Source organism: Atlantibacter subterraneus (assembly GCF_007570865.1).
GTDB classification, from domain to species: domain Bacteria; phylum Pseudomonadota; class Gammaproteobacteria; order Enterobacterales; family Enterobacteriaceae; genus Atlantibacter; species Atlantibacter subterraneus.
In genome coordinates this window covers 374,658-389,855 of the sequence record NZ_VLPS01000009.1, presented here as the reverse complement: position 1 = coordinate 389,855, position 15,198 = coordinate 374,658, and the positions used below count along the sequence as shown (strand labels likewise).

Annotated in this window: 12 protein-coding genes and 1 tRNA gene; 6 read left to right on the top strand and 7 right to left on the bottom strand. The window is 57.2% G+C overall.

Annotated elements, in window-relative coordinates; genetic code table 11:
• Nucleotides 1-16: 16 nt before the first annotated feature.
• A tRNA-Ser gene (locus FND52_RS18950) sits at nucleotides 17-104 on the bottom strand.
• A 202-nt stretch (nucleotides 105-306) separates the two neighbouring features.
• Nucleotides 307-2,037, bottom strand: coding sequence for an arginine--tRNA ligase (argS, locus tag FND52_RS18945; protein WP_144132639.1), 1,731 nt, complete (start codon nucleotides 2,035-2,037; stop codon nucleotides 307-309).
• A gap of 193 nt (nucleotides 2,038-2,230) precedes the next feature.
• Here argS and FND52_RS18940 point away from each other — a divergent pair, with 193 nt between their 5' ends.
• The 3 genes from FND52_RS18940 to FND52_RS18930 all read left to right on the top strand — a co-directional run bounded on the left by FND52_RS18940 (nucleotide 2,231) and on the right by FND52_RS18930 (nucleotide 8,301).
• Nucleotides 2,231-2,794 carry a VOC family protein gene (locus FND52_RS18940; protein WP_125291897.1) on the top strand — a complete coding sequence of 188 codons (564 nt, stop codon included), beginning with the start codon at nucleotides 2,231-2,233 and terminating at the stop codon, nucleotides 2,792-2,794.
• Between the two features lie 169 nt (nucleotides 2,795-2,963).
• Nucleotides 2,964-3,704, top strand: coding sequence for a copper homeostasis protein CutC (gene cutC / locus FND52_RS18935; protein WP_144132637.1), 741 nt, complete (start codon nucleotides 2,964-2,966; stop codon nucleotides 3,702-3,704).
• 811 nt (nucleotides 3,705-4,515) lie between these two features.
• Entirely contained in the window at nucleotides 4,516-8,301 is a 3,786-nt protein-coding gene (locus tag FND52_RS18930) for an FAD-dependent oxidoreductase (protein WP_144132635.1), read from the top strand.
• A 34-nt stretch (nucleotides 8,302-8,335) separates the two neighbouring features.
• Here the strand turns inward: FND52_RS18930 and cmoB are convergent, their stop codons facing one another.
• From cmoB to FND52_RS18905, 5 genes are all read right to left on the bottom strand, one after another.
• Nucleotides 8,336-9,307 carry a tRNA 5-methoxyuridine(34)/uridine 5-oxyacetic acid(34) synthase CmoB gene (gene cmoB, locus FND52_RS18925; RefSeq protein ID WP_144132633.1) on the bottom strand — a complete coding sequence of 324 codons (972 nt, stop codon included), beginning with the start codon at nucleotides 9,305-9,307 and terminating at the stop codon, nucleotides 8,336-8,338.
• Entirely contained in the window at nucleotides 9,300-10,046 is a 747-nt protein-coding gene (gene cmoA / locus FND52_RS18920; RefSeq protein WP_125291901.1) for a carboxy-S-adenosyl-L-methionine synthase CmoA, read from the bottom strand. Before cmoA ends, cmoB begins: the two co-directional genes overlap by 8 nt.
• A 39-nt stretch (nucleotides 10,047-10,085) precedes the next feature.
• Nucleotides 10,086-10,481 (bottom strand): MAPEG family protein, encoded by a 396-nt coding sequence (locus FND52_RS18915; protein WP_125291902.1) that lies wholly within the window; start codon nucleotides 10,479-10,481, stop codon nucleotides 10,086-10,088.
• A gap of 69 nt (nucleotides 10,482-10,550) precedes the next feature.
• Nucleotides 10,551-11,369: a DUF72 domain-containing protein gene (locus tag FND52_RS18910; RefSeq protein ID WP_144132631.1), complete on the bottom strand. Its 819-nt coding sequence runs from the start codon at nucleotides 11,367-11,369 to the stop codon at nucleotides 10,551-10,553.
• Nucleotides 11,366-11,932 carry a hydrolase gene (locus FND52_RS18905; RefSeq protein WP_144132629.1) on the bottom strand — a complete coding sequence of 189 codons (567 nt, stop codon included), beginning with the start codon at nucleotides 11,930-11,932 and terminating at the stop codon, nucleotides 11,366-11,368. Before FND52_RS18905 ends, FND52_RS18910 begins: the two co-directional genes overlap by 4 nt.
• A 253-nt stretch (nucleotides 11,933-12,185) precedes the next feature.
• Here FND52_RS18905 and aspS point away from each other — a divergent pair, with 253 nt between their 5' ends.
• From aspS to FND52_RS18885, 3 genes are read left to right on the top strand one after another with little or no spacing between them, the layout of a single operon-like run.
• Complete coding sequence (gene aspS / locus FND52_RS18895) at nucleotides 12,186-13,958, top strand: aspartate--tRNA ligase (protein ID WP_144132624.1); 1,773 nt, start codon at nucleotides 12,186-12,188, stop codon at nucleotides 13,956-13,958.
• A 1-nt stretch (nucleotide 13,959) separates the two neighbouring features.
• A complete protein-coding gene (gene nudB, locus FND52_RS18890; RefSeq protein WP_125291906.1) occupies nucleotides 13,960-14,403 on the top strand; it encodes a dihydroneopterin triphosphate diphosphatase in 444 nt (147 codons plus the stop codon).
• Nucleotides 14,404-14,430: 27 nt separating this feature from the next.
• Nucleotides 14,431-15,171 (top strand): YebC/PmpR family DNA-binding transcriptional regulator, encoded by a 741-nt coding sequence (locus tag FND52_RS18885; protein WP_002462916.1) that lies wholly within the window; start codon nucleotides 14,431-14,433, stop codon nucleotides 15,169-15,171.
• Nucleotides 15,172-15,198 lie beyond the last annotated feature (27 nt).

Here is a 15,198-nt window from a genome sequence, read left to right as displayed (position 1 = left end):
AGCTTTTTTCAAAATATGGCGGTGAGGGGGGGATTCGAACCCCCGATACGTTGCCGTATACACACTTTCCAGGCGTGCTCCTTCAGCCACTCGGACACCTCACCATATTGTTTTTGCTGCCCCACTGCGTAGTGCAACGGGGCGCTACTATAGGGAGTCAGGCTAAAACGGTCAAGCGGAATTTAACCTTTCGCGCGCGTTCGGTTAAGGGTTGAACATATTCACGCGTTGCGAATAAAAATTGCCCGCCAGCCGCAAACGCCCAATAAAAAAGCGCGTACTCGACGCGCTTTCAATCAGGCTGGATTACATCCGTTCGACGGTCTGAATACCCAGCGTTTCAAGGCCAATCTTCAGCGTTTTCGCCGTCAGCAGAGCCAGCTTCAGGCGGCTCTGACGCACGCCTTCGGTTTCTGCCGTGAGGATAGGGCAGTGCTCGTAGAAGCCAGAGAACAAACCCGCCACATCGTACAGATAGGCGCACATCACGTGCGGCGTACCCTCGCGGGCCACGGTGGTTAGCGTCTCTTCGAACTGCAACAGACGCGCCGCCAGCGCGGCTTCACGCTCTTCGGTGATATTCACCGGCGCGGTCAGCATGCTCTCTTCAATGCCCGCTTTACGGAAAATCGACAGCACGCGGGTATAGGCATACTGCATGTAAGGCGCGGTATTGCCTTCAAACGCCAGCATATTGTCCCAGTCGAAAATGTAATCGGTGGTGCGGTTTTTCGACAGATCGGCATATTTCACTGCGCCAATCCCCACGGCGTTCGCCAGGCTTTCCAGCTCGTCGGCAGGCATGTCCGGGTTCTTCTCCGCCACCAGACGACGCGCGCGCTCCAGCGCTTCATCCAGCAGATCGGACAGCTTCACGGTGCCGCCAGCGCGGGTTTTAAACGGTTTGCCGTCTTTGCCCAGCATCATGCCGAACATATGGTGCTCCAGCGGCACCGAATCCGGCACGTAGCCCGCTTTGCGCACGATAGTCCACGCCTGCATCAGGTGCTGGTGCTGACGGGAATCGATGTAATACAGCACGCGGTCGGCATGCAGCGTTTCATAACGGTATTTGGCGCAGGCGATATCAGTAGTGGTGTACAGGAAGCCGCCATCCTTCTTCTGGATGATCACACCCATCGGCTCGCCTTCTTTATTCTTGTATTCGTCGAGGAACACCACCGTCGCGCCTTCGCTCTCTACCGCCAGCCCTTTGGCTTTCAGATCGGCAACGATACCGGCCAGCATCGGGTTGTACAGGCTTTCACCCATCACATCGTCGCGGGTTAAGGTTACGTTCAGGCGTTCATAGGTGATCTGGTTCTGGGTCATGGTGATATCGACCAGCTTGCGCCACATCTCACGGCAGTACTCGTCGCCGCCCTGTAGCTTCACCACGTAGTTACGGGCGCGCTCTGCAAAGGCTTCGTCTTCGTCGTAGTGCTTTTTGGCTTCGCGGTAGAAGCCTTCCAGATCGGCCAGCGCCATTTCACCGGCGTTTTCGTTCTGCTGCTTCTCCAGATACGCAATCAGCATCCCGAACTGGGTGCCCCAGTCGCCCACGTGGTTGGCGCGGATCACGTTATGGCCGAGGAATTCCAGCGTGCGCACCGCCGCGTCGCCGATGATGGTGGAACGCAGATGGCCGACGTGCATCTCTTTCGCTACGTTCGGCGCGGAGTAGTCCACCACGATGGTTTGCGCCGCCGCTTTCGGCACGCCGATACGCTCGCTCAGTACCGCGCTGTCCACCAGGCTCGACAGATACGTCGGATCGAGGAAGATATTGATAAAACCCGGTCCCGCAATTTCAACTTTATTAGCAATCCCGGCGAGATCGAGATGGGTCAGCACTTGTTCCGCTAACTGTCGCGGCGGCATGCCCAGTTTTTTAGCAACGGACATCACGCCATTAGCCTGATAGTCGCCAAACTGTGCTTTGGCCGACTGGCGAACCTGAGGTTCACAATCGGCAGGTGCGCCTGCGGCAATCAATGCCTGACTGACTTTATCGGAAAGAAGAGCCTGAATATTCACCGGAATACCTTACGTTAAACACGCGGCCCGCAGCGGAACCGCGTCATGTCTATGGAAAAATAAGGCGGAAGTATACTGCATTTGGATTGCAGCGTCAGCAATGGCGCGGTGCGGCTGAAAAGCCGGTTAAAACTTGGTGGAGCAGCCGCTTCAGGGTAGATTAACGGCGATGTAGCAAAAACCGGAAACCGAGATGCAAGACTGGCAATCAATTGAAGAATTACAGGATATCGTGGCGGATTTGCCGCGTTTTACCGACGCATTAACCGGGCTGGCCGCGCGCCTGGGCCTCGACATCGCACCGCTGGATGCCGACCATATTTCCCTGCGCTGCCACCAGAACGCCACCGCCGAACGCTGGCGTAAAGGTTTTGAACAGTGCGGCGCGCTGCTGTCGGAAAATATCATTAACGGTCGGCCCATCTGCCTGTTTAAACTCGCCCAGCCGGTTAAGGTGGCGCACTGGGCGTTCAGCGTGGTCGAACTGCCCTGGCCGGGCGAGAAACGCTACCCACATGAAGGCTGGGAGCATATCGAAATCGTGCTGCCGGGCGAGCCGGAAACGCTTAACGCCCGCGCCGTAGCGCTGCTGAGCGACGAAGGGCTGTGCCAGAAAGGGATTGCGGTGAAAACCAGCGCTCCGAAAGGCGAACGCGAACGCCTGCCTAACCCAACCCTCGCCGTGACCGATGGCGCGGTGACCATCAAATTCCATCCCTGGTCGATTGAAACCATCGTGGCGAGCGAACGGGAATAATTTACCGGGCGGCTTCTGCGCTATTTGCTTTCTAACGCGGTGGCTGTGACGGCGGTCCGATTGTTAGTTGAAATTGAATGCCATGATACGTTGCCCTGATTGATCGGTTCCTTCAGACTGGCATTCGGCAAGGATGACACAACGTTTTTCACAGTTCGTAGGGGATTCAATGGCTTTACTGGAAATTTGCTGTTACTCGCTGGCGTGCGCGGTAACGGCCCAATCCGCCGGAGCGGATCGTATCGAATTATGCAGCGCGCCGGCGGAAGGCGGGTTAACCCCCTCGGCGGGCACCTTAAAGGCGGTTCGCGCCCAGGTTTCTATACCGGTACATCCTATCGTGCGTCCACGCGGTGGCGACTTTTGTTACAGCGCCAGCGAGTTCGCTATCATGCTTGAGGATATCGCGCTAATCCGCGATCTGGGCTATTCCGGACTGGTGACGGGCATCCTCACCGAGGATGGCGAGGTGGATATGCCGAGAATGCGCCAAATTATGGCTGCGGCCCAGGGCATGGCGGTGACTTTCCACCGCGCATTTGATATGTGCGCTAACCCGTTCAATGCGATGGATAAATTACGCGAGCTGGGCGTGGCGCGGGTGCTCACCTCGGGCCAGCAGGCCAGTGCCGAAAAAGGTATTTCAAAAATTGCGGAACTAATCGCACACTCTGATGCTCCAATCATTATGGCCGGTGCTGGCGTTCGGCTTAGCAATCTGGACAAATTTATCGCGCAGGGCGTGAAAGAGCTTCATAGCTCGGCGGGCAAGCAAGTCCCGTCCGCCATGCGCTACCGCAATCCGGGAGTGTCGATGTCTGCCGACGCAGATGCCGATGAATATTCCCGCTATTGCGTGGACGGTGAAGCCGTCGCTGCCATGAAAGCGGCACTGGCAACCGCCTCGTAATGTGAACCGTTTTTTTACCGCGCATCATGTCGCCCAATATGATGTTTGCTCGTACCAGGCCCCGGCATTTTGCTGGGGCTTTTTTTATGCCGGTAAACGCAACGGCAAAAAAATACCGCCTCAGACGGTTGTTAAATAGAGTGTGAAATGAACGTGTTAATAACAAAATAATGTGAAACGTGCTGGGAGTGTTATTTTTGGAAAAGTGAGATTGCTGAGTTTTATTGCGCTTCGCTTAAGCGGAATATATTTTATATCGGTAATGGGTTTTACATAAAATCTTCCGCATCGTATGGCGTAAATGAGCATTTGCGCTACGTAAATGTATTACTGAAAAGTAAATAAATAATTCAAATAAAGTCCAATTATTAATGCCTCCAGACAGGCGCAGAGCGCGCTTAAGAGAAAAATTTGCGTAATCTCATGTTAATTAACATTATCCGTAGCAAGTGAATTTATAATAAATATTTCTGGCGCGAAACATTTGTATGAGTCGCTATGCCGGGGGCATTTTTTGTTTCGCTTAAACCTGACGCGTAAAACGAAAAGTTATTCCATTAGCCATTTATTTTATTGTCTGAATTGGCGTTATGTTAAAGCATGAGCCAGAATTAAACACCGGGCGAAAATAGCGTCTAATAACTGTTCCCGCTCTGGCGATTATTTTCCTTCATTGTCATGACTATTAACGAGCCTTATCTCAAGGTACAGGATGGCTATGTCTTTTTTATAGCCCATGTCGACCCGATACCCTGAGATAACCCTCCCACGATTCCTTACCCAGGCAGCTTTTGGCTGTTAAGAGAGGGAGATGGTGCTGTTCAGCAGTTTCTGGCAGGCGGGTTATGAGGGTGCCGATCATATCAACCGGCTGGGCGTGCCGCTTTCTATGAATGATGCCACTGGTCACCTGGAACGCGCGGCGGAAGATTACGGCAGGCTTAAGCGGTTTGATATTGCCACGGTGCGGGAAAGCGTAGGCTGGCGGCTGGCGGACCGTCAGGGCCAGTACGATTTCTCATCGGTGGCGAAGCGCATGATCGCTGCCCGTGAACATCACATCCAGGTGAGCTGGACCGTTTGCCATTACGGCTGGCCGACGGAGTTATCAATTCTGGATGAGGATTTCGTGCCGCGCTTTGCCCAGTTTTGCGGCGCACTGGCGCGCTTTCTTAAGCCCTGGTATCGCGATGCGCCGGTGTATTCGCCCGTTAATGAGATCTCGTTTACCAGTTGGGCGCTGTCGGTGGGATTTATCCCCTCGTCGGAGCCGCCGGGGGAGGAGACCGGCCACGCCTGCAAACGCCAGTTGGTGCGCGCCGCCATCGCCGCCTGCGATGCCATCTGGCAGGCCGACAGCCGGGCGCGAATTTTACACTGCGATCCGATTATCCATCTGCTGGCGAACCCGCAGGATGACGTGTCGCAACGGCTCGCCGCCGCAGAGACCCACGCCCAGTATCAGGCCTGGAACATGCTGTGCGGCAAAGAAGCGCCGGAATTAGGCGGCGCGCCGCGCTACCTCGACATCATTGGCGCGAATTATTACCACAACAACCAGTGGCAGGTTGATAACCGGCAACCTCTGCCCTGGCATTTAGGCGACGCGCGGCGCAAGCCGCTATTTGAAATGCTTGCAGAACTGCACCAGCGATACCAACGACCGCTGCTGTTGGCGGAAACCAGCCATGTCGGCAGCGGGCGTGGAGCCTGGATAAATCACATTGCAACGGAAGTGGCGCACGCGCAGCTGGCGGGAGCGGATATCCTCGGCATCTGTGTTTATCCGATCCTCGATCGACCCGACTGGGAAGATGCGCAGGTCTGGCATCGCAGCGGTTTGTGGGAACCGCTGCATGAGGGCGCCGATCCGCTATTGCGAAAAATAGATTTCCCCTACGCGCACGCACTACGTCGCGCGCAACGTTCTCTTGCACATTTTCAGGGCCAGCATCGCTTGCGACAGGCTGGTAAGGGGCAAACAGTGAATACCAAGACGCTTATTGTTTTTAGTCATTTACGTTGGGATTTTGTCTGGCAGCGACCACAGCATTTATTAACGCGCCTCGCGCAACACTACCCAGTGGTGTTTATTGAAGAACCGGTATTTGAAGAGGGCGCGGCGGGATTACACCGCGCCACGCCCGCGCCGAACGTCACCGTTATTCGTCCCCATAGCCCCGTCCACGCGCCGGGTTTCCACGATGAGCAAATCGCGCAATTGCAGCCGTTAATGACCGCCCTCAGCAGTGAATTTCCCGAACCGATAATCTGGTTTTATACCCCCATGGCGCTGCCGCTGGCAGAACCTTTTCATCCAACCCTGATGATTTATGACTGTATGGATGAGCTTTCGGCCTTTAAAAATGCGCCGCGCCAGCTGTTGCAGCGTGAATCGGCGCTGTTAACCCGCGCCGACCTGGTGTTTACCGGCGGGCCGAGCCTGTATGCGGCGAAGCAGAATCGTCATAACAATGTCTGGTGCTTCCCCAGCAGCGTCGATGCGGTGCATTTCGAGCAGGCGCTGGATCGGCAAAACGCCCATCCGCTGCAGGATGAGGTGCCGCGTCCCCGGCTCGGTTATTACGGGGTTATCGACGAGCGTATCGACTGCGGATTGATTGCCGCGCTGGCGGATGCTAATCCAGCGTGGCAAATCGTGATGGTCGGGCCGGTGGTGAAAATCGACCCCGCCAGCCTGCCGCAACGCGCCAATATTCACTATTTCGGCCAGCAGCCCTATCAGGCGCTGCCGCAGTTTTTAGCCGGGTGGGACGTCTGCCTGATGCCGTTCGCCCTCAACGCCTCGACCCGCTATATCAGCCCGACCAAAGTGCTGGAATATATGGCGGCGTCGTTGCCCATCGTCAGTACCGCGATTACCGACGTGAAAGTGCCGTATGGCGATATCGTCTGCGTAGCGGATGACCAGGCGGCGTTTATCCACGGCTGCCAGCAGGCGTTGGCCCTGAGCGATAGCCAACGCCAGGACCAGGCGCAGCGGATGAAATCGATCATTAACGCCACCTCCTGGGATTCGACGGTCGACGCCATGCATAAACTGATCGCCGAGGCATTACGGGAAAGCGAAACCCGCGACGACGCGGCGGTCGAAGCTCGCCAGTCGCCCGCCGCGCCGCTGGTCAGCCGTATTGCTGGCATCAGCAAACAGGATGCGCATTTCGCCCGCTGCCTGATCCTCGGCGCGGGGCCTACCGGCCTGAGCGCCGCGCTGCATATCGGTAATGAAGCGGTGCTGCTGGAGAAAAACGCCACGGTCGGCGGCTGGTGCCGCTCGGTGGAAGACCAGGGATTCACCTTCGATTACGCGGGCCACATTATGTTTTCCGCCGATCCTTACGTACTGGAAATGTATGAGCTGCTGTTGAAAGACAATCTGCACTGGCAGGATCGGGAAGCCTGGGTTTATAGCCAGAACACCTACACCCGCTACCCGTTCCAGGGCGCGCTGTACGGATTGCCCGCGCCGGTGATCAAAGAGTGCATTCTTGGCGCGGTAGAGGCGCAATATAACGCCGCTAACCGCCTGCAACCGGCAAACGCGTCCGCGCTGAAAATGGACGATTGCTGCGGCGACGGGGCCGTGCCGCAGGACGATTGCACGCTAACCGCGCGGGATAAACGCGCCGCCAACTTCGAGCAGTTTATCTATCAGACCTGGGGGGCCGGAATTGCTAAGTATTTCGCCGTTCCCTACAACCAAAAATTGTGGAAAGTCCCGCTGTCAGAAATGGAAACCTCCTGGCTGGGTGGGCGGGTGCCGCTGCCTGATATCGGGCAGATCATCGATGGCGCGTTGGCTCCCAGCACCAAGCCCGTCGGCCCTAACGCCCGCTTTGGCTACCCATTGCGCGGCGGCTTCCAGGCGCTGATGTCCGGTTTCCTGCCGCTGCTGAAGGGCAAGCTGGAAACCAACGCCAAAATCATCAAACTGCTGCCGCGCGAGCATATCGCGGTGCTGGCGGATGGGCGGCGCTATCGCTATGAACAGCTGATCAGCACCATGCCGCTACCGGTACTGGTCAATATGCTCGACGGCGACGTGCCGGCGGAAGTGCTCAACGCCGCCAGGGGGTTGCGCCATACCTCGGTGCGCTGCGTCAATCTGGGTATCGGGCGTAGCGATCTTACCGAGAAGCACTGGGTTTATTACCCGGAAGAGACCATCTTCCACCGCATCTTTGTGCAGGGTAACGCCAGCCCATATTGTAATCCGCCGGGCGGATGCGGCCTGACCTGTGAAATCACCTATTCCCAGGACGTGCCGCTGCCGGTAGACGGGCAGGCGCTGATCGATCGTTGTATCGAAGAGTGCATCAGAGTGGGCATGATCAACGCCGATGATGAGGTTCTCACCGCCAACCTGGTGGATATCCCCTACGCCTACGTGATTTATGACCACGCGCGGGCGGCGAACGTCGAGACGGTGCGCCAGTGGCTGCTGAAATATGACGTTATCCTGGCGGGGCGTTACAGCGAGTGGGAGTACTACAATTCAGATCACGCTTTCCTGGCGGGCAAAAAAGCGGCGGAGAAAGTGGCGTCACGCCTGAAACGCGTGGGCGCAGGGATGTAAAACCGTGGCCGCCGGGTAACCGGCGGCCTCAGCATCAGGGTTTACGCGCGACCAGCACCGCGCGCAGCGGGGCAGGGTAGCCTTCAATAGTTTTGCTGTGGTCGTCCGGCGACAGGAACGCCTCCAGCGAATCGGTGGTCATCCAGTCGGTACGGCGCTGCTCTTCCAGCGAAGTTACACAGTGATCGACGATGCGCACATCAACGAACCCGCATTTTTCCAGCCAGTTTTTCAGCGCCAGCGCGGACGGGATAAAATAAACGTTGCGCATCTGCGCGTAGCGATCGCCCGGCACCAGCACGGTATTTTCATCGCCTTCCACCACCAGGGTTTCCAGCACCAGTTCGCCTTCAGAGACCAGCTGATCTTTTAACTGCCACAGATGATCCAGCGGCGAGCGGCGGTGATACAGCACGCCCATTGAGAATACGGTATCAAAGGCTTTTAAGGCCGGAAGCTGCTCGATGCCCAGCGGCAGCAGATGCGCGCGCTGGTCGTCGCCCAGCAGTTTACGCACCGCTTCGAACTGGCACAGGAACAGCTGCATCGGATCGATGCCCACCGCCAGATGCGCGCCCGCGCCGATCATCCGCCACAGGTGATAGCCGCTGCCGCAGCCTACGTCGAGGATGGTGCGGCCTTCCAGCGGCGACAGGTGCGGCAGCACGCGTTCCCATTTCCAGTCGGAGCGCCATTCGGTATCAATATCCACGCCATAAAGCGAAAACGGCCCTTTGCGCCACGGCATCAGATTGCGCAGCAGGGTTTCGATGCGCTGGCGATGCCCGTCGCTCAGCGGCTGTTCCGCCTGCGCGGTGACGCTGTGCAGCAGATCGAGATGATGCGGGGTCAGGGTCGGCAGGTGCTCAACGCTGCTGTGCCAGAGTTTAAACTGGCCGTGCAGCGACTCGCGCTGCCACTGGGCGATCTGCGCCGGCAGGGTTTCCAGCCACGGCGCCAGCGGTGTGCAGGCGATGCGCTGGTAAAATTTACCGAAATCAATCATGGCGGCCACCCGCTTTCAGGGCCACCAGCGAGCCGAAGTTAAAGCACTGGAACCACAGCTCGCAGTGCTCAAAACCGGCCTGATGCAGGCGTGCCTTGTGGGTTTCCACCGAATCGGTAAGCATCACGTTTTCCAGCATGCTGCGCTTCTGGCTGATTTCCAGCTCGCTGTAGCCGTTGGCGCGTTTAAAATCGTGGTGCATGTTGAACAGCAAATCGCCCACTTCGCTGTCTTCAAAACTGAATTTTTCCGATAGCACCAGCGCGCCGCCGGGGATCAACCCCTGATAAATTTTATTCAGCAGCGTCTGGCGATCGACCGGATTGAGGAACTGGAGGGTGAAGTTAAGCACCACCATCGAGGCGTTTTCGATGGCGATATTCTGGATATCGTCCTCAACCACCTGCACCGGCGTCTGGGCTTTAAAGGCGTCGATATGGCGGCGGCAGCGTTCCACCATCGCGGCGGAGTTATCGACGGCGATAATCTGGCAGCCTTCATGGGAAATATTGCGGCGCACCGACAGCGTCGCCGCGCCCAGCGAACAGCCCAAATCGTAAACCTGAGTATTCGGCTTCACGAAGCGGCCCGCCAGCATACCGATCATCGAGATAATGTTTGAATAGCCAGGGACCGAACGCTGGATCATGTCGGGGAAGACTTCAGCCACGCGTTCATCAAAGGTCCAGTCGCCGAGTTTAGCTACCGGCGCAGAGAAAAGGGTGTCGCGGTCAGACATACAAAAATTCCGGGAATAACGAAAGGCGCGTATTTTGCGCTAATGAATCGAGAAAACCAACTCCCACGGCATATACCAGACGTTAGCCAGCACCATCAGCAACATCGAAACCCAGGTGGCACTGGCCCCGGAGCGCCGCCAGCGAATCAGCCGGTGGTGATAGCCGTAGTAGTGCAGCAGGCGTCCGATAATCATCAAAATGCCGCAAACGTGCACCATCCAGGTTTCTGCGCCGTTCATTTCCATAAACAGCAGCAGGAGCAGCGCCACGGGAATATTTTCAACCGCGTTACCGTGAATACGGATCACGCTTTGCAGTTCGCTAAAGCCGCCATCGCCGTAAGAAACGCGGTATTGCATGCGCATTCGCACCACGTCCAGAGAAAACTTAAGCAGTAACAACGCTCCCAACACGGCATACAGCGCGCTGACCATACAAACTCCCTTTAGAACCAATAATGGCTTTACGTATCATAGCCTGGAGTCATGGGAACTCTCCACCGCCTAAAGGAGTGAGTTTTGATGGGGGATGGCGGGCTCGCGTCCGATGCCGGTTAACGCGTCCTGCATTTTTGGCCACAGGGTATGCACCAGTTCCGGAGCCTGGGCGATATCCGGGGTATGTAAAAACAGGTACGGCGTAGTGGTCTGTTGCCAGTGGGCGAGTTTGCCCAGCCACACCTCGAAAAATTCGGCGTTACGCGCCATATCGTCACTGCCAATAAACCGCACCATAGGATTTCCAGCCGTCACCAGCGCATGCACTGGCACTTTAGGTTTTTTACGCTGGGCGTCGATAATTTCCTGAGTACCAGGGATCGCCGAATGTACTGGACGGCTGTCTAACATCACCCGGTTAACGCCGCGCTGGTGCAGGCCGCGATTGAGCGCCTGCTCCGCGTCGCCTTTGGCGAAAAACGCCGGGTGACGCACTTCCACACCGTAGGTGAATTCGCCGGGCAGCCCGTCGAGAAACGCCCACAGCGCCGGGAGATCCTGCGGGCCAAACGCCGCCGGAAGCTGTAGCCAGTACTGGCCGATGCGCCCGGCGAGCGGCGCTAAGCGGGTGAAAAACTCCTGCTTGAGATCTTCGCACTGGCGCAGCGCGGCCTGGTGGGAAATGGTCGCCGGGAATTTAAAACAGAAGCGGAAATCGTCGGTGGTCTGGGCGTGCCAGCGTTCGACAATCTCTGCTTTCGGCAGCGCGTACAGCGTGGTATTGCCCTCCACGCAGTTGAAGTGGCGGGCGTAATCCTCCAGCGTACTGATACCGAGCCGCCCCCATTTGGGGTGCGACCACTGCGGCAGGCCGATATAAATCATAGGGCGGCGATAATCTCCTCCACCGAACGCACGCGGGCGATGCGGGGGAAAATATGGTTGAAACTGTTCTGGTGCTGCTCGGTGCTGGCTGCGCTGCAGGCATCTTCCGCCAGTACCAGCGAGAAGCCCAGTTCCCAGGCGTTGCGGGCGGTGGATTCCACACCGATATTGGTGGAGATCCCGCACAGCACGATGGTGTCGATACCGCGGCGGCGTAGCTGCAACTCCAGGTCGGTGCCGTAGAATGCGCCCCACTGGCGTTTAGTCACTTCAATATCGCTGTCGCGCTTGCCCAGCGCCACCGGATAGTGCCACCATTCCTGCGGCAGCGCCTGGGCAGGGGCGGCGGCATCCACCGGCTGTTTCAGCGCTTCGGCGAAATCGGGCGACCAGCCCACGCGCACCATTACCACCGGCGCGCCGCTGGCGCGAAAGTGCTCTGCCAGCTGCGCACTGCGGGCCACCACTTGGTCGGCGGTGTGCGGGCCACCGGCGAACGGCAGAATACCTTCCTGCAAATCGATAATTACCAGGGCGGTGGAAGCGGTGTTTAACGTCAGCATAGTCATCTCTTCATTATGGGAAATTTTCGTTACCTTACCTGCACCTGAGGGCGGATCGGGCCGCAAATTTTGTTAATTTTTGTGAGAATCGACCGTTCGGCGCATAGCAATCGCGCGACCAGACGGGTTCGGGCTTATCGTAGTGCGGAAATTCCAGTATAATAGCCGCCTTTTTTCATCCAGTGTAAAGCTGCGACAGTGGTGCCTGCGGGGCAGGTGACAAACGGCCTGCGGCAAAATTAAGGGATATCTCATGCGTACAGAATATTGCGGGCAGCTCAATAAGTCCCATGTGGGACAAGAAGTGACGCTGTGTGGTTGGGTTAATCGTCGTCGCGATCTCGGTAGCCTTATTTTTATCGACATGCGTGACCGTGAAGGCATTGTTCAGGTGTTCTTTGATCCCGACCGCGATGCGGCGTTCAAGCTGGCTTCCGAGTTGCGTAATGAGTTCTGCATTCAAATCAAAGGCCTGGTGCGCGCGCGCGATGAACGCAATATTAACCGCGACATGGCGACCGGCGAAGTGGAAGTGTTCGCCACCGAACTGAACATCATTAACCGCGCCGAGCCGCTGCCGCTGGACTCCAATCAGGTGAACACCGAAGAAGCGCGTCTTAAGTACCGCTACCTGGATCTGCGTCGTCCGGAAATGGCTCAGCGCCTGAAAACTCGCGCGAAAATCACCAGCTTCGTGCGCCGCTTTATGGACGACCACGGTTTCCTCGATATCGAAACCCCGATGCTCACCAAAGCCACGCCGGAAGGCGCGCGCGACTATCTGGTGCCGTCTCGCGTTCATAAAGGCAAATTCTACGCGCTGCCGCAGTCGCCTCAGCTGTTTAAACAGCTGCTGATGATGTCCGGCTTTGACCGTTACTATCAGATTGTGAAGTGCTTCCGCGACGAAGACCTGCGCGCCGATCGCCAGCCGGAATTTACCCAGATCGATGTGGAAACTTCGTTCATGACCGCACCGCAGGTGCGTGAAGTGATGGAACAGCTGGTTCACGATCTGTGGCTCGACGTGAAAGGCGTTGACCTGGGCGCATTCCCGGTGATGACCTTTGCCGAAGCCGAACGCCGCTACGGTTCCGATAAACCAGACCTGCGTAACCCGATGGAGCTGGTGGACGTCGCCGATCTGGTGAAAGAGGTGGAATTCAGCGTCTTCGCTGGTCCTGCCAACGACGCTAAAGGCCGCGTGGCTGCCCTGCGCGTACCGGGCGGCGCTGAGCTGACCCGTAAGCAGATCGACGAATACGGCAAATTCGTGACCATTTATGGCGCGAAAGGCCTGGCGTACATTAAAGTTAACCAGCGCAGCGCCGGTATTGACGGCATCAACAGCCCGATCGCCAAATTCCTCAACGCCGACATCATCAACGCAATCCTTGAGCGCACCGGCGCACAGGATGGCGACATGATTTTCTTCGGCGCGGACAACAAAAAAGTCGTTGCCGACGCGCTGGGCGCGCTGCGCCTGAAGCTGGGCAAAGATCTGAAAATCACCGACGAAAACGCCTGGGCACCGCTGTGGGTCATCGACTTCCCGATGTTTGAAGAAGACGGCGAAGGCGGCCTGACCGCGATGCACCACCCGTTCACCTCACCGAAAGACATGACCGCTGCCGAGCTGAAAGCCGCGCCGGAAAATGCCGTGGCCAACGCCTACGATATGGTGATCAACGGTTACGAAGTGGGCGGCGGTTCGGTGCGTATCTACAGCGGCGAAATGCAGCAAACCGTGTTCGGCATTCTGGGCATTAACGAACAGGAACAGCGCGAGAAATTCGGCTTCCTGCTCGACGCCCTGAAATTCGGTACTCCGCCGCACGCCGGCCTGGCGTTCGGTCTGGATCGTCTGACCATGCTGCTCACCGGCACCGACAACATTCGCGACGTGATCGCCTTCCCGAAAACCACTGCAGCGGCCTGTCTGATGACCGAAGCGCCGAGCTTCGCCAACCAGGCGGCGCTGGAAGAGCTGGGCATCGCGGTGGTGAAGAAGGAAGAGAAAAACTGATATGGCATATAAGCGTCCCGTTTCTGTCCTGGTAGTCATTTTTGCGAGAGATACGAAGCGGGTGCTGATGTTGCAGCGGCGCGATGACCCGGAATTCTGGCAGTCGGTTACCGGCAGCGTAGAAGAAGGGGAAACCGCACCGCAGGCCGCCGCGCGTGAAGTAAAGGAAGAGGTCTCGATTGACGTTGCCGCTGAGCAACTGACCTTGATGGACTGTCAACGCACGGTGGAGTTTGAAATTTTTAGTCATTTACGTCATCGCTACGCGCCGGGAATCGAGCGAAATACCGAATCCTGGTTTTGCCTGGGGCTGCCGAGCGAGCGGGAGATTGTGTTCACCGAACACTTAACCTACCGCTGGGTGGATGCTGCGCAAGCCGCAGCGCTCACCAAATCGTGGAGCAACCGGCAAGCGATTGAAGAATTTGTTATTAACGTAGCCTGAAAAGGCGCGCTCTTTGAGGAAAAATTTATGGCAGGTCATAGTAAATGGGCCAACACCAAACACCGCAAAGCGGCACAGGATGCCAAACGCGGTAAAATCTTCACCAAAATTATTCGCGAGCTGGTTACCGCAGCGCGTCTGGGCGGCGGCGATGCCGGCTCTAACCCACGTCTGCGTGCGGCGATTGATAAAGCGCTGTCGAACAACATGACCCGCGACACCCTGAACCGTGCCATCGCGCGCGGCGTGGGCGGCGATGATGACGCGAACATGGAAACCATCATTTATGAAGGTTACGGTCCTGGCGGCACGGCGGTAATGGTGGAATGCCTGTCCGATAACCGCAACCGCACCGTGGCGGAAGTGCGCCATGCCTTCAGCAAATGCGGTGGTAACCTGGGCACCGACGGTTCCGTCGCCTATCTGTTCAGCAAGAAAGGCGTGATCTCTTTCGAAGCGGGCGATGAAGACGCCATCATGGAAGCGGCGCTGGAAGCCGGTGCAGAAGACGTGGTGACCTTCGACGACGGCGCGATTGACGTTTATACCGCATGGGAAGAGATGGGCGCGGTGCGTGATGCGCTGGAAGCTGCTGGCCTGAAAGCCGACAACGCCGAGGTCTCCATGATCCCGTCAACCAAAGCCGATATGGACGCGGAAACCGCGCCGAAACTGCTGCGTTTGATCGACATGCTGGAAGACTGCGACGATGTGCAGGAGGTTTATCACAACGGTGAGATCTCCGACGAAGTCGCCGCCACTCTGTGATTATTGCCGTAGCCAAACCGGAGGCGC

Excerpts from the sequence above, each read along its gene's own strand:
- FND52_RS18940 (WP_125291897.1), top strand. The coding sequence starts at position 2,231 with ATGCAAGACTGGCAATCAATTGAAGAATTACAGGATATCGTGGCGGAT.
- cutC (WP_144132637.1), top strand. The coding sequence starts at position 2,964 with ATGGCTTTACTGGAAATTTGCTGTTACTCGCTGGCGTGCGCGGTAACG.
- FND52_RS18930 (WP_144132635.1), top strand. The coding sequence starts at position 4,516 with ATGGTGCTGTTCAGCAGTTTCTGGCAGGCGGGTTATGAGGGTGCCGAT.
- cmoB (WP_144132633.1), bottom strand. The coding sequence starts at position 9,307 with ATGATTGATTTCGGTAAATTTTACCAGCGCATCGCCTGCACACCGCTG.
- cmoA (WP_125291901.1), bottom strand. The coding sequence starts at position 10,046 with ATGTCTGACCGCGACACCCTTTTCTCTGCGCCGGTAGCTAAACTCGGC.
- FND52_RS18915 (WP_125291902.1), bottom strand. The coding sequence starts at position 10,481 with ATGGTCAGCGCGCTGTATGCCGTGTTGGGAGCGTTGTTACTGCTTAAG.
- FND52_RS18910 (WP_144132631.1), bottom strand. The coding sequence starts at position 11,369 with ATGATTTATATCGGCCTGCCGCAGTGGTCGCACCCCAAATGGGGGCGG.
- FND52_RS18905 (WP_144132629.1), bottom strand. The coding sequence starts at position 11,932 with ATGCTGACGTTAAACACCGCTTCCACCGCCCTGGTAATTATCGATTTG.
- aspS (WP_144132624.1), top strand. The coding sequence starts at position 12,186 with ATGCGTACAGAATATTGCGGGCAGCTCAATAAGTCCCATGTGGGACAA.
- nudB (WP_125291906.1), top strand. The coding sequence starts at position 13,960 with ATGGCATATAAGCGTCCCGTTTCTGTCCTGGTAGTCATTTTTGCGAGA.
- FND52_RS18885 (WP_002462916.1), top strand. The coding sequence starts at position 14,431 with ATGGCAGGTCATAGTAAATGGGCCAACACCAAACACCGCAAAGCGGCA.